The sequence below is a fragment of the Legionella moravica DSM 19234 genome (assembly GCF_000423305.1).
Classification (GTDB): domain Bacteria; phylum Pseudomonadota; class Gammaproteobacteria; order Legionellales; family Legionellaceae; genus Legionella; species Legionella moravica.
On record NZ_KE384002.1, the window covers coordinates 61,001 to 75,926 of the forward strand.

Below are 14,926 nucleotides of genomic sequence, written 5' to 3' on the forward strand. Positions count from 1 at the left end.
CAAACAATTTAATAAAATAACAGTATAAAAATAACTTTTATTTAATATAACTTCCCAGGCTCTGTGAACAAATTTTTAATACAGTGCAAATAAGCCGTCGTTGCGAACGAAGTGAAGCAATCCATTACTGTAAGTTAGCGTAGAATTGGTCTGGATTGCCTTGCTAACACTCGCAATGACGTTTTTTTGTGCACTAATTAAATTTTGTTCATGGAACCTAATAGCCTCTGTTAAAAAGTGTTATTGGTGGAATCAGTTCAGAGCAAAATTTGGCACTAGGTGCTTGGCCCACTAAGTGTAGCTCTAGTTAAAAATACTGTAGGCGTTGGCTCAGCTCTGCTTTTATTTGTAATGGGGCAGGTTTGGAAAAAATATTGCATGTAGGGTTTCTCTTGGGCTGGTTTTTTTACTTCTTTTAACAGATCGGGGATGAGCTTATCCAGATCGGAAATTGCGTTATAAATCGCTTTTACTCTATCGGGGTTCTGACATTTTTTTATAGCTAACAGAAGGGGATTGTATTCTTTATTACTAATGATGATTTTTTTGCATAATATGTCCGCCTGGGTGGATGGGGGCAGTAAAGAGATGATCGGCAAAAGAAGAGGTATTGCTTCTTGACAATGTATTGCTGCCAAATGCATCACGTTATATCCACTTTTATTTGTGCTAGCAAATAATCGGGCAAAAAGAGCAAGTTGCTCTGTCTCTGGCAGGGAAAGTAATTCTTTTAGCAGGATTTCTAGTGTATTCGGACTGCGCTGAATGGCTATCATGAAAATATTTTGACCTTGATTGTTTTCCTGAACTAACCAGGGCACGAGACTGGATGGCTGAGTGCTTTGGGCTAGTGATAACAATGGCACAATTGCTTCCAGATGATTATTCTCGACCGCGAGCATCAAGGCATTCATCTCAGTTTTGGTATTTTGTAACAATATAGAGCGTAATTCTCCTTGCATCGAAACAGGAATTAATTGCAGAAGTTTGAGCACCCAAGGAAAAGCAGGGTTCGGTGACTGTTGGTGTGATAAGGATTCGGTCAGTGCGTTTAAACCTGAAAAATTGGTTCGTTTCAGCAGTTTTAAAAGCGTATCGGTGTCGAGGATGGTGTGCTCTGCATCCAGATAAATGACTTTGAAGATAAAATTAAATAACGCTGTTAACTGTTCGGGTTTAATTTCATTTAATGCCAATAGTAATGCAGTGTCACCCCAATGCTCAGGTATATCATTTTGGGAAATAGATTGCACCCATCCAACATTGGAATGCAGCAATACTGACACTTGTTTTTCACGCGGCATTTGGTCAACATAGGCCAGATACCATTCAAGGGATTTTATATCCCAGCTGACAGCTCGCATGAGCATGTTGATTTCTGTGACATCAACCTGATCTAAAATTTTAGTTATTATTTCTGGAGGTAATGAATCAATTTCTGCCCTAATTCTGGCCATGTGTATACTGTCAACTGCCCCAGCCTCTATCAATACATTTCTGGGTGACATTTTAGGAACATGAGAAAATATTGTCGCTTTTACTTGAGTGGGTAGATCTGCTTGTGCATCCAGTACCATTCTGACCAAGTCAGGGTCATATTTATAAATAATCACCTTTTCCAATAAGGTGTACCCAGTATGATGACTGATCTGCCTTACCAGGAACGGTTCTTTATATTCAGGGGGAAGATCTTTGATTAAGTTCATAATGTCAGAAAAAGATTTACAATCATTAACTATTAATTGAAATAAATTTGAATTATTTTTTTTAGCTTGGTGCAATAATACTCGAGTCCAGACCAGTGGTGACAAAAACGGTTGTAGTGCCATAAAACGCACCACGGCATGATCGACATTAATATCGTGGGGAGGAGTTTGTGTTGATAATGTTTTTAAATCGAAATTATAAACTCTCTCAATGTACGAGCCCATGACTGCGCAATGAACCAGCAGAATTTGTTCCTCTAAATCCAGGCGGCTCATGGTGTGTAATAATTCTTCGATAGAGTCGGGAGCATGTTGAAGCGCATAGCCTAAAACACTTTGAATACTAAATGTATTTGTCCAACGAGCTCTGGAAGTGACTTTGTTATTCCAAAAGAGGAGTGATAAATCAGAGCCCAGAAACTCACACAGACGCAATAGAGATGGAGGAATCTGCTTAAGTTGAACTATTGTGTGAATTAATAAATTATCATCAGTTAGAGCAGGTATCTTTCTTAGGCTTAATGTGTTGCTGTTTGTTAGCAGACGATAGAGCAGGATTTGATGAGCAGTTTGAACCTGAGAATTGTCTATTGATTGTGTTACCTCAAGCAGATTGCACATAAATGCCAGTAATTTTTCAAAATGAGTAATCAGTTGTTCTTTCTTTGAAAGGGGGAACTCAGATTCTTGAGCAGTTGCTATTGCAATTAGTAACGATTTTCTAAAATAGTATAAACCACCTGCATTAAATAGCTGGATTTGATCAATAGGATGCAAGGTATTGATTCTGTCGAGCAGTTCATCTGTGTAATGAGGTTCTGTATATAATTCGAGCACATCGAAGCCAGATTTTCTGGCATCAAACAGCATCTTTTTGTGCATCTCTTTAATTTGTTCAATTAGATCAGGCAGTAGATCGTCGAAATGAAAAATAATTGGAACTTCGTCTGTGATTAAAAGATCTAAATCACGAACCAAATCGGAGAATTTTGAATAACTATGGCTTCTAATTTTTTCAATGATTTGTGTTACTGCATCGTAGCGAGGATTACGTAATAAAACTGAGTTCATCAGGCTTCGATATTCATCAAGCATGGCTGCCGTCTGAATGTAAAGATCCATGGATAATACAGGATAGAAATTGGGCATGTTACGAAGTCCTTTTGATGTGTTGCACGGATTCTTACTTAAAATGAAAAAATGTCAATATAATATCTGGCGTTAAATGGAATCAGTTGACCTTTCATCTATTTACCCTTGCTGCCCGCGCTATATGCGCGGGAGTTATAGGGTTCTTACTAAAATGAACCCTCTTTTATTGAGACCATTTCCAGATTCCGCGTATAAAGCGCGTAACGTAGGTGCAGATGGAGCAATGGTCAACAGTCCCTGGTATTTTTCAATGATGTATCACCTGATGAGAGAACGTGTTGAACTCCTTGAGAGTCGCGCAAAATTAATTGACCCATTGAGTCGATCCCGCAAGCGATGCCTGAAAAAGAATTGAGGGATTGCGTTACGTTGATGTGTTTTCCTGCGAGATAGTCATATTGATTCCATTCATCCATAAAACTATTGAGGTCACTGGTTAAAAATTGATTTATCTTACTGTGTAAATGGTATATTAGGCTGGCAATTAGTTCATTGCGGTTGAAGTGTTGATTGGCCATTGTGTACAAAGAACCCCAGGGTTTATCTGGAAGGGGATGTTTTTGGGTATCGGTATTCACATTCAGACCAATACCAATAATGACCTGGGCATTTCCATTTGATTCAGCAATAATTTCAATTAAAACCCCGCAAATTTTTTTATCACCCCAGAGTATGTCATTTGGCCATTTGATTTTAATTTCTTGGGTTGGTACAAATTCTTTTAATGAATGGAGTATTGCTAAACTGCTTACCAGACTTAATCCGGAAAGGCGGCTGAGATCACAACTCAGGTTCCAGCGACTGGAACAATAAATATTTTCACCAAAAGGTGAATGCCAGGATCTGCCAAAACGTCCTCTCCCTTGGGTTTGTATTTCAGCACAGCAAATATCCAGAACGGAACTCGTTGGTAGTTCTTTTAGAAAACGATTCGTGGAATCAATTGATGTAAATAAATGCAGTTTGAAAGGTTGTGTAAACATTCGTTGGTTCAGATGACCTGAAATTTCTAATTCTTCTAATAATTGGATTGGCGTAGTTAATTGGTATCCTTGGTGGGGTATCCGGGTAATTGGAATTCTCAATTCAATCAGCTGATTGATGTGCTTCCAGATAGCAGAGCGAGTTATGCCCAGAGCGCAACCCAACTCATTGCCACTATGACAGAATCCATCGCCAAGTATTTGAAGCAGAGTGCGCTGCGTAGGATTAAACTGGATCATGGGCTTAAAATTGCAAACTGACGTTTTGATGAAGCTGGATCAAACCATGGCGGATTTCCCTGATCGTCGGATGATGGCATAGAGCGCCACTGCAGGCCACTTGAGGCATAAAGGTGCGTAAATGCCAGGTCAGGTTATGCAGGGGGTCATCCACCAGTTGCTTTGTTGGCATGGTCGTGGGGACGTGAAATTCTTTTGTTGGGTAAGAAAGCCCAAGACCGCTGGCCTTTATAAAGGCTTCTTTTTGTGCCCACACATGAAAAAACAATGCGGGTTTCATGGAGTCTGGAGTCTTCCTAAACTCCATATATTCCTGTTCTGAAAATAAATTTTTAGCAATGCCCTCATAGGGGCGTGCTGAATATTTTTCAATATCTACGCCCATAGCATAACCTTTGCCAACAGCAAGCAAGGCCAGATCACCTGTGTGACTGATATTGAATTGAAGTTTTTGGGAATTAACAACGGCTGGCTTCCCATGTGGGCCATAAGTAAATTCGAGCCGCTCCGGAGCTGTATTGAGATAACGGGAAAGAATGATTCTTAAGGTGGCTCGGGCTGTTGAAAAGCGTCTTTTGTGCCGGCTAAAGTAAAAACGGTCGGCTCTGGCTCGCTCATCTGCATTCAATAATTGATCGGCGACATGCAGCTCGTGCTCCAGGGAGAACTGCCAAAGGTCGATACGCGACTCATTTAAGATGCAATTTTGCGTATTTAATGGGGTAAATCCTGTAATTATCATATCACGTGTTTTGAATCTGGCGTCAATTAGCGGTTAAGAGTATCATATACCATGATATTTAATTCAACAAAGAGTAATCAATGAGCCGACAATTTTTGGATTTTGAGCAACCAATTGAAGAGTTGAATCAAAAAATTGAAGCACTCCGCATGGTTGGTAGTGATAATGAAGTTAATTTAAGTGAAGAAATTGCCCGTCTTGAAGCGAAATGCTCTGAGTTAACGGCAAATGTTTTTTCCAATCTGGAGCCTTGGCAAGTCGCACAAATGGCGCGACATCCGTTAAGACCTCAGACTACAGATTATATTGAGCATATATTTACGGATTTTCAGGAATTGCACGGTGACCGCAGCTATTCTTCTGCTCCTGCCATTATCGGCGGAGTAGCTCGATTGAATGATGAACCTGTAATGGTATTGGGTCATCAAAAAGGCAAGCGAACCAAAGAAAAGGTTTATCGAAATTTTGGTATGGCTCGGCCTGAGGAATACAGAAAAGCTTTGCGTCTGATGAATATGGCTGAAAAATTTAAAATGCCAATCTTTACTTTCATTGATACAGCTGGAGCATATCCGGGAATAGGTGCTGAGGAACGAAATCAGTCTGAGGCAATCGCGCGTAATCTGTTCGCCATGGCCCGTCTGAAAACACCAATTATTTGTACTGTAACAGGCGAAGCTGGATCCGGTGGTGCTTTGGCTATAGGTGTGGGTGATAGGGTATTAATGCTTCAATTTGGGATTTATTCTGTAATTTCTCCAGAGGGGTGTGCGTCCATTTTATGGAAAGACGCAGCCAAGGCAAGTGAGGCTGCTCGAGCTATGGGGATTACTGCGGAACGAATATATGAAAATAAATTGGTTGATATGGTGATACCTGAACCCTTAGGCGGCGCACATCGTAATGTTGAAGACATGACCCAAAGATTAAAAAAGATACTCATCAGCGAACTCCAGAAATTGAAGGGTATTCCCTTGGAACAACTGATTGAAATGAGGTATCAAAAGTTTATGGCTATGGGGGCTTGTGACTAAAGCTTTATTCAACTCCAGGTGGGTTTCCCATCTGGAGCAGTATAAGAAATTAATTGTAGGGTTTAGTGGTGGACTGGACTCTACAGTGTTATTGCATGCGCTTTATTCTCAATCTTCATTACGCAATAAATTACTGGCCGTCCATATTAACCATGGCATAAGTCCAAATGCCTTATTCTGGCAAAGCCACTGCGAGGCCTTTTGTGCTCATTCCGGTATTTCATTTAAATCTGAATCAGTTGAATTCGATCGCTCTGCCAATATTGAAGAGGGAGCAAGAAATGCCCGCTATGCAGTATTTAATTCCCTGTTAACCAATCAGGATTGTTTGCTTCTGGGACACCACATGGATGATCAGGCCGAGACAGTCCTTTTACAGTTGTTTCGAGGGGCAGGAGTAGACGGACTGGCCGCGATGATGGAATCAGGACGTTTCGGTTCCGGGAGATTGGCTAGGCCATTATTAAGCTGTACTCGTCAACAACTGGAGCATTATGCCGCTCAGCATGAGTTAACCTGGATAGAAGATGAAAGCAATCAGGACGTACATTTTTCTCGTAATTACATTAGACAAGAGATAATGCCCTCTTTAATTGCCAAATGGCCGGGTGTAGTGGGTAATATTGCCAGAGCAGCCAATCATTGCCAACAGGCACGAACTAATCTGGATGAGCTCGCGTTCATGGATAGTCCCCAATTATTATCCCAATCATCCGTTTTGTGTGTTGAGTCATTAAAATCTTTAAGCATTGAACGCATTTCTAATGTGTTACGTGTTTGGCTGAAACAAAATCAAGTGCAATTGCCTTCTGCTGCTACTTTTCAGCGGTTAATCCATGAAGCAGTGTTTGCAAGTGCAGATTCTATGCCATTGATTCGCTGGGATGAAGTACAGATCCGTCGTTATAATGACTCTCTTTATATTGTGCCAGTCAATGAAATCAAATTACCTCAACGCATTGAGTGGAGTCAATTTCCTCAACCTGTACGGTTGGGGGAAACAGGCTCATTTCTGGTTGCTCAAAAAACAGAGGAAGGTATACGAGTTTCCAAAGGTGAAAAAATCCATATTCAATTCAGAACAGGCGGGGAGCTGTTCGTTTGGCATGATCAGACGAAACGATTGAAAAAATTATTCCAGGATTGGGGTATTCCCCCCTGGTTAAGACAGAATATTCCATTGCTTTATATAAATGATCAACTCGCAGCAGTTATAGGCTATGCGATAAGTGATTTATTTTTTACAAACAATCCAGAAGAGGCCTGGTCGATATCGATGAATCGATAATTTAATATGCGGTGCACTTATGTTGTTTTGCCTGTAACAACCACTGATATGCAAGACCAACACTGTTGAACAAAATAGAATCAATGGCCTTGGGGCTGTCAAAAATTTCGTTTATTACACATTCAGCAACATACCTTGTTCGGGTTTAATTAATTTCACACCCAGGTCATTTTCCTGTGATAATTCATTCATGATCTGATGTGCCGTATCTTCCTTGGAACGAGCAATGTCACTCGATTTGGGTTTGATGTGAGTCACTACGATTGCCAATCCACGTAATGAACTTCTAAAGTCTAAAGGATCAACCATTGATGCTAATTGGCGCAGTTCTGACATAAACAAGCTTGGTTTTAAATGGCCAAATAATTTGTCATTGGGTTGCGAGTTTAAAAAAGAACATTCGAGCATGATGGCATGAAGCTGTTTTTTTCTAACGAGTGGCGCAATTTCTTTCCAGATATTCTTCATATTGGACGATTGTTCAATGCCATCAGGGCCAGTATCACCAAGATATAAGATGTATTCGTTTTTATATCGAATTAAGAAAGCACTGGATGCCATTCCACTATGGCTTAAAGGGAACGTTTTTACCCGTAGATCAGTATTGGGAATCGAAATCCATTCAAGTAAGGGTATTGATTGATATTGTTGATAATTTAAATGTGGAATCGCTCCTTTATCTCCAAAATTACCCCAAACAGACCAATTAAAAATATGATTTTGCAATGCTTGTATCGTTTCATCACGCGCCATAATGGTTTGTTGCTCCCTTAATTCGGGTTGCGCTATAACAAGACCGATTAGATGATCAAGATGTGCATGAGAAATGAGGTAAGCTGGAATATATTTTTGCAGCAAATTCTCAACACTTTTGTTGTGTATGGATTGTTTTTCTATTGCAACTTTAAGCCCATTGACCAAAGTACCCCCATCAAGGGCTGTATAGTGTTCGCTCTCGATGCTCTTTAATAAATAGGCTGATAAATTTCCATCGGTTAATCCACCATAGACTCCAAGAGGGATAATTTCAAAGACGGGTGCAGAAGATGCTGAAATGGTCATTGTAAAAATAACAAGGGCTATAATAAACTGACACATGATTTTATCCTTAACATGAGTTGAGCATTTTTGCGCAATAATACACTATTCTGTTGAGCTGTAATCACCGTATTTAAAGGTAATCAAATCGTAAGTACTAATGCTTAAAGTCAGTTGATAACCGTCACATGGTTTAGCCGAACAGGGAGGTGACGGAGATCTGCATTTCAGATTGCTTTTACCCGTGCTTCAACTTTATTTATGCACTTAAATTTATTTCCATCCTTCATAATTAACTAAAAGTTAATACATGTTAATCCGTAACTATATTTATTAAGTTATATTTAATTATTAAACTCTTTATTAAGGGGCATTACTATGCTTTTTCTGGAGAGATAAAATGGTTTATTTTCATATGGTCTGGTTATTAAGTTATATTTCAATCGCTTCCTTTTCTGCGACAATAATTACACCAGCGTTGCCTGACATTCAGCAACAATTTGGCTTACAGCAAGGGCAGGTGGAATGGATGGTATCCGCTTTTTTGGTGGGCTATGTCATCGGTCAATTAATTTATGGCCCTTTGGCTAATCGCTTTGGACGCATTAGCGCATTACGCTCCGGGCTGGTGATTAATATTATAGGTATTATTACCTGCCTTCTCGGTTTAAATCATCATTCATTCTTATTATTGCTTATCGGTCGCTGGATAAGCGCATTGGGGGCGGCCAGCGGATTGGCTTGTACTTTTATGCTCATTAATGAATGGCTTCCTGCTGAGCAAAGAAAAACAGCAATGGCCTATACGATATTATCTTTTACTTTAGGCATCGGTTTAGCCGTGATTCTAGGCGGGATTATTACTGAATACAGTTATTGGAAATATTGTTTTTATCTGCTGCTCGGTCATGGAATAATCATGTTTTATGGGACCAGAGTGTTCAGTGAAACTTTGAAAACTCCACAACAATTAAACTGGAAATTGATCCTGAATGGTTACCTGGAAGCGTTATCATCAACTACATTAGTCATCTACTCTATAGCCGTGGGTCTTTGTTCTGCAATCGGATATTGCTTTTCTGCCCTGGGTCCGCAAATTGCTAATGATTTATTTCATTTGACTCCTGCTGAGTATGGTTACTGGAACCTGTTTAATATGGCTGGAATGCTTGCTGGCGGATTGCTTGCTCGCTCCTTGTTGCATCGGTCTCCTGCTGGAACAGTAGTTTTGTTTGGAATGACAGGCACTGCTTTGGGATTGGCTCAGCTATTGTTGATCCCATATGTCCAAAATCCCTCAGTTGTCTGGTTTTTTACCAGCACGTTAACAATGTATTTATTCAGTGGGTTATTATTTGCCGGTGGTTCCCTGATCGCATCAAACTCGGTTATTGATAAAGCCAGTGGAGCGGCAATGATGAGTTTTCTGAATATGGTGACAGCGACGCTTTCAGTAATATGCTCAGGATGGATCAGTAATAATCCATTGATTGGTTTTATCTCTGTATTGGGTGGATTATGGATGATAGTGTTTTTTTTATTATTCGTTCGAAGTGTTTGGAATAAGTGGCTTGTGTCCTGCCAATGACGTTAAGGATTATTGTTCATTAATTCGAATGATTTGAAAAAGAGCGTATGAGAAGCGACAACACAGACGGTTAAGTTCCTCTGTGTTGTCGCATCATGTTGATGATATTTTCAATGAGTGGAGATTTAACACTCAGGCAGATTAACCGCTAATCCCCCCATGGATGTTTCTTTATAGATGCTTTGCATGTCCATGCCAGTTTGTTTCATGGTTTTAATCACTTTATCCAATGAAATCTGATGCTGACCGTCACCGATCAGGGCCATTCGTGTTGCATTTACGGCCTTAACTGAACCCATGGCATTACGTTCAATGCAAGGTATTTGAACCAGACCAAGCACGGGATCACAGGTCATACCCAAATGATGTTCCATAGCAATTTCCGCTGCGTTTTCAACTTGGGCAACTGTACCACCTAACACAGCAGTCAAGCCAGCAGCTGCCATTGAGGACGCCACACCGACTTCGCCTTGGCATCCTACCTCTGCTCCAGAAATTGAAGCGCCTTTTTTATAAAGTATGCCTATGGCTGCTGCGGTGAGGAAATATACGTACACATCTTCATTACTCATTTTATCATGAGCCTGCTGACAATATTTCAAGACAGCTGGAATAATACCTGCTGCGCCATTGGTTGGCGCAGTGACTATGCGTCCCCCAGCGGCATTTTCTTCATTAACGGCCATCGCATAGAGATTTAGGTGATTCATTATATCGGATTGTTCGAAAACGCTTTTGACCCCTTTTTGATCCATGAGTTTTTTATAGAGATCTGGCGCTCGTCTTTTTAAATTAAGACCTCCAGGCAAGATGCCATCATGATTACAGCCACTGGTAATGCAATCATCCATTACTTTGGCAATAGCTAAAATTCCCTGTTGGATTTCTTCTGTACTGCGCCAGGTTTTTTCATTAGCCATCATTAATTCAGCTATGGTCAGATTATTGGACTGACATAAATTTAATAGCTGTTCCGCTGTAGAAAATGGATAGGGTGGTGGGTCGGTATCTTCGCTGGGTTGGTCAAATTCTTCTTCGGTAGTGATAAAGCCGCCGCCAATAGAGTAATAAACCTGACTGAACAATTCAGTTCCCTGATCATCAAAAACTGAAAATCTCATTCCGTTGGTGTGTTTGGGCAGTAATTCTTTTTGTAAAAATAATAAGTCAGTTGCTTCGTTAAATGGGATATTTTTCTTTCCTGCCAGATTAAGAGTATGGGAGCTTAGTATTTCATGCATGCGAGGTATCATGGACTCGGGTTTAACCGATTCCGGTGCTTTATTTTCCAGTCCGTTCAGAATGGCTTTATCAGTGCCATGACCTTTGCCAGTTAGAGCCAATGATCCATATAATTCAACTTTGACTCTTTGCGTTTTATCAAAAAGGTCGCGTTCTTCTAGTAACAACAAAAAAGCATTGGCAGCAGACATGGGGCCAACCGTATGTGAACTTGAAGGGCCAATTCCAATCGAAAACAAATCGAATACGCTAATGTTCATATCGTTTCTATCTCTTGCTCTAATTAGTGCCAAGTTTAGAAGGATATTATCTGTTTGTCTATTTGTAATTAATTCATTGTTTATGACTGGTATTTTTATGGGAATTTAGGCAGAATGGATGAGCTATTTTACAATGTTCTATATCTTTCTAATTCAATTAGGGAAGATATGTACTTAAGAAAGACTAAAAGGGGATTGTTTATGAAGATGAAATTGGTCACTGCGGCCGTCTTGGGGCTGGCAATGTCTAGTGCAATGGCAACCGATGCCACATCCTTACCTACAGACAAAGATAAATTGTCTTACAGTATTGGTGCTGATTTAGGAAAGAATTTCAAAAATCAAGGTATTGATGTAAACCCAGAGGCATTAGCTAAAGGTATGCAAGACGGTATGAGTGGAGCTCAATTGATCTTGACCGAACAGCAAATGAAAGATGTTCTTAATAAATTCCAAAAAGATTTAATGGCAAAGCGTACATCTGAATTTAATAAGAAAGCAGAAGAAAACAAATCAAAAGGCGAAGCGTTTTTAACTGAAAATAAAAGCAAAACTGGTGTTGTAGTATTGCCAAGTGGTTTGCAATATAAAATCATAGACGCTGGCACAGGCGCTAAACCCGGTAAAACAGATACTGTAACAGTAGAATATACCGGCCGATTGATTGACGGCACTGTTTTTGACAGTACTGAAAAAACAGGCAAACCAGCAACATTCCAGGTTTCACAAGTAATTCCTGGTTGGACTGAAGCTCTGCAATTAATGCCTGCCGGATCGACCTGGGAAATTTATGTTCCTGCATCGCTGGCTTATGGACCACGTAGTGTTGGTGGACCAATTGGACCAAATGAAACTTTGATCTTTAAAATTCATTTGATTTCAGTTAAAAAATCCGCATCCTAATCAATAGTTAATTCACCCTGAATTCATTTATTCAGGGTGAACTCTGTTCCTCATTTACTTCGCTTCGAGATATCTTAATAATGAACAAACGTCTTTTTATCGTTTTCATTTTAGGTTTTTCTTCAGGTCTTCCCTTGTCTTTAATCAGCAGTACCTTACAAGCCTGGTATGCTTACAGTGGGATGTCGGTATTGGTAACCGGTTCTTTAAGCCTGGTAAGTCTTCCTTATGCCTATCGAATTTTCTGGGGACCTATTTTAGATCGTTATTCTTTATTTAATCTGGGAAAAAGGCGCAGTTGGATTCTGACCATGCAGTTTTTATTGCTGGTTGGATTTAATCTTATGGCTTGGCTTACTCCTGAGCAGCATCCTAAATTTTTAGCGTTTCTTGCTTTGGTTTTAGCCTGTTTTTCTGCGACGCAGGATGTCGCGATTGATGCGCACCGAGCTGAGTACCTGCCTGAATCAGAACACGCATTGGGTGCGTCTCTGGCTGTATTTGGATATCGTCTGGCCTTATTACTATCTGGGGGGCTGGCTTTAATCATGGCCGGGCACTTTGGCTGGGCATTCACTTATCGATTTATGGGTTTTGTAATGATAATCGGTATGGCAGCGACCCTATTCAGTAAGGAACCTTCAGTTGAAATTCAGGAAAAATCCAATTTTGCTTTTTCTTTCGTCGCTCCGGTTAAGGAGCTTTTTGGTCGACCTAAAATTATATACCTTTTGATGTTTGTTTTTTGCTATAAATTAGGTGAAGCGTTTACCACTACAACCAGCGGAATTGTAATGCCATTTTTAATTCAGGGATTGGGTTTTTCTCTGGATACTATCGGTTATATTAATAAAATACTGGGAATAAGTTCTATTCTGCTTGGAGGATTAACAGCCGGGTTCATATTACTGCATTGTTCTCTGTATCGCTCTTTGTTATTTTTTGGACTACTGCAAGCAGTCACTAATGTGTTTTTTGTGGCGCTGGCCATGATTGGGAAAAATACAATTTTATTAGCTGTAGCGGTGGTTTCAGATAATTTCGCAGCAGGCATGGGCTCCACTGCCTTGGTTGCTTTATTCATGCGATTAGTGAATAAGCAGTTCACCGGAACGCAATTTTCAATTCTGGTTGCTTTGTCGACTTTACCAAGGATTGTATCAGGTCCTGTAGCTGCAAGTATTCAGTTGAATATTGGTTGGGTTGGCCTATATCAATTATCCATACTCTTCGCTTTAGCTTTTATACCATTCCTCATATTAATCAAAGATCAGACTAATGGTAATCAGCCGCAGCAAGTCATGTTGAATGAAGATGAGGGATTAAAGGTTGTAAGGGAATAAATCATTACAAACTATAGAATCATCTTGTCTTAATGAACTCTTTCTTCCGCACAAGGAATTTGAATACAATGCCTGTTCGCGGGAAGGGGGTTGGTGAGAAGGAGTAGGATAAAGCTCGGTTAAGACACTATGCCAAGATTTTAGGAACGATATCAACAGAAATCAGAGCACCAAATATTCATGTTATCCCGAACAACTCCCTCTCCCGCGTAAGGAATTTGAATAAAATGATAATGCCCATTCGCGGGAAGAGGGTTGGGGAGAGGGAATTGGATAAAGCTGGATTAAGACAATATGCTAAAATTTTACGAAGTAAAAGTACTGATTCAGAAAACCGCTTATGGCATTATCTTAGAGCTAAGCGGCTAGGATTTAAATTTAAACGTCAGGTTCCTATAGGATTTTACATTGTAGATTTTATGTGTTTAGAAAAACGTTTAATTATTGAACTTGATGGCGGTCAACATCTTGATAATCAAGAGTACGATATGACTCGAACAGCCTGGTTGAATGAGCGTGGATACAAAGTACTTCGGTTTTGGAACAATGATGTTCTTCAACAAACAGCGACAGTTCTCGAGGCTATTTTACGTGAATTAGCAGAGTTCTCTTGATGGTTCATAATGATTTTTTTTACTGTGCGAATATTTTGGTTTGAGGAGTGAATTCTGTCAGTGAGTTCAGCTTATAGCATTTACAAGCATCAGTAATTTTCCCTCTCCCCAACCCTCTTCCCGCGAATGGGCATTATCATTTTACTCAAATTTCTTGCGCGGGAGAGGGAGTTGATTGGGGACTAGATGAATGTTTGGTGCCTAAATTAAAATTATGTTGCAAATAAAACAGTAACTTTTCAAAACATTAGGGAAAATGATTTAGATAAAACTACATACAGACAAAGCGCAAAATTTTTAGTAAAGATACCTGCATAATCAGAGCACCAAATATTCATGTTAACCCGAACAGCTCCCTCTCTCGCGTAAGAAACTAGAATAAAATGATAATGCCCATTCGCGGGAAGAGGGTTGGGGAGAGGGAGTTGGATCATAACTAACAAAAGACTGCAAAACCTTATAAGCTTGGCTTTAGGCAAGTTGAATTATTTTTAATTACAAAGAAAATTTAATAAATAATAGAAAATTTGTTTCGGGAGATTCAGAACCAATGAGAACTGTTACAAACAGTTTTATTGGTACCGAGGGTCGGACTCGAACCGACACGATGTCACCATCACCGGATTTTGAATCCGGCGCGTCTACCAATTCCGCCACCCCGGCACGCGCGGTCATTATAACAAAGATTAAGATACTAACAATGGATTTCACAAAATTATTTGTCTGGAATTCGATTTATCTTCATTTTCTCGCCATAACTGGATTTTGTATGAACTTTATGTTTAAAAAATCA

11 protein-coding genes and 1 tRNA gene are annotated in these 14,926 nt (G+C 39.9%); 6 read left to right on the forward strand and 6 right to left on the reverse strand.

Annotation, left to right across the window (positions count from 1 at the left end; translation table 11 throughout):
* Positions 1-275: 275 nt before the first annotated feature.
* The 3 genes from G543_RS0114070 to G543_RS0114080 all read right to left on the reverse strand — a co-directional run bounded on the left by G543_RS0114070 (position 276) and on the right by G543_RS0114080 (position 4,823).
* Positions 276-2,855, reverse strand: coding sequence for a hypothetical protein (locus G543_RS0114070; protein WP_028385082.1), 2,580 nt, complete (start codon positions 2,853-2,855; stop codon positions 276-278).
* Between the two features lie 230 nt (positions 2,856-3,085).
* A complete protein-coding gene (locus G543_RS0114075; RefSeq protein ID WP_028385083.1) occupies positions 3,086-4,081 on the reverse strand; it encodes a biotin--[acetyl-CoA-carboxylase] ligase in 996 nt (331 codons plus the stop codon).
* A gap of 4 nt (positions 4,082-4,085) precedes the next feature.
* Complete coding sequence (locus tag G543_RS0114080; RefSeq protein ID WP_028385084.1) at positions 4,086-4,823, reverse strand: 4'-phosphopantetheinyl transferase family protein; 738 nt, start codon at positions 4,821-4,823, stop codon at positions 4,086-4,088.
* Positions 4,824-4,903: 80 nt separating this feature from the next.
* Here G543_RS0114080 and G543_RS0114085 point away from each other — a divergent pair, with 80 nt between their 5' ends.
* Together G543_RS0114085 and tilS are read left to right on the forward strand one after the other, a co-directional pair.
* Positions 4,904-5,857 carry an acetyl-CoA carboxylase carboxyltransferase subunit alpha gene (locus tag G543_RS0114085; RefSeq protein WP_028385085.1) on the forward strand — a complete coding sequence of 318 codons (954 nt, stop codon included), beginning with the start codon at positions 4,904-4,906 and terminating at the stop codon, positions 5,855-5,857.
* Positions 5,850-7,145: a tRNA lysidine(34) synthetase TilS gene (gene tilS, locus G543_RS0114090; RefSeq protein WP_028385086.1), complete on the forward strand. Its 1,296-nt coding sequence runs from the start codon at positions 5,850-5,852 to the stop codon at positions 7,143-7,145. Before G543_RS0114085 ends, tilS begins: the two co-directional genes overlap by 8 nt.
* A 114-nt stretch (positions 7,146-7,259) precedes the next feature.
* Here the strand turns inward: tilS and G543_RS0114095 are convergent, their stop codons facing one another.
* Positions 7,260-8,243, reverse strand: coding sequence for an MBL fold metallo-hydrolase (locus G543_RS0114095; RefSeq protein WP_028385087.1), 984 nt, complete (start codon positions 8,241-8,243; stop codon positions 7,260-7,262).
* 340 nt (positions 8,244-8,583) lie between these two features.
* Here G543_RS0114095 and G543_RS0114100 point away from each other — a divergent pair, with 340 nt between their 5' ends.
* The gene (locus tag G543_RS0114100; RefSeq protein WP_028385088.1) at positions 8,584-9,771 is read left to right on the forward strand and encodes an MFS transporter; all 1,188 of its coding nucleotides are present in this window, start codon (positions 8,584-8,586) and stop codon (positions 9,769-9,771) included.
* A gap of 125 nt (positions 9,772-9,896) precedes the next feature.
* On the opposite strand, the gene G543_RS0114105 is transcribed toward G543_RS0114100, so the two are convergent.
* Positions 9,897-11,273, reverse strand: a complete 1,377-nt coding sequence (locus G543_RS0114105; protein ID WP_028385089.1) for an L-serine ammonia-lyase — start codon at positions 11,271-11,273, stop codon at positions 9,897-9,899.
* 201 nt (positions 11,274-11,474) lie between these two features.
* On the opposite strand from G543_RS0114105, the gene bamJ reads away from it, so the two are divergent.
* The 3 genes from bamJ to G543_RS0114120 all read left to right on the forward strand — a co-directional run bounded on the left by bamJ (position 11,475) and on the right by G543_RS0114120 (position 14,133).
* The gene (bamJ, locus tag G543_RS0114110) at positions 11,475-12,176 is read left to right on the forward strand and encodes a BamJ family beta-barrel-assembly machinery protein (RefSeq protein ID WP_028385090.1); all 702 of its coding nucleotides are present in this window, start codon (positions 11,475-11,477) and stop codon (positions 12,174-12,176) included.
* Between the two features lie 80 nt (positions 12,177-12,256).
* Positions 12,257-13,519 (forward strand): AmpG family muropeptide MFS transporter, encoded by a 1,263-nt coding sequence (locus tag G543_RS0114115; RefSeq protein ID WP_028385091.1) that lies wholly within the window; start codon positions 12,257-12,259, stop codon positions 13,517-13,519.
* 269 nt (positions 13,520-13,788) lie between these two features.
* Entirely contained in the window at positions 13,789-14,133 is a 345-nt protein-coding gene (locus G543_RS0114120; protein ID WP_028385092.1) for an endonuclease domain-containing protein, read from the forward strand.
* Positions 14,134-14,709: 576 nt separating this feature from the next.
* On the opposite strand, the gene G543_RS0114125 is transcribed toward G543_RS0114120, so the two are convergent.
* Positions 14,710-14,796 (reverse strand) — tRNA-Leu (locus G543_RS0114125).
* Positions 14,797-14,926: the final 130 nt, after the last annotated feature.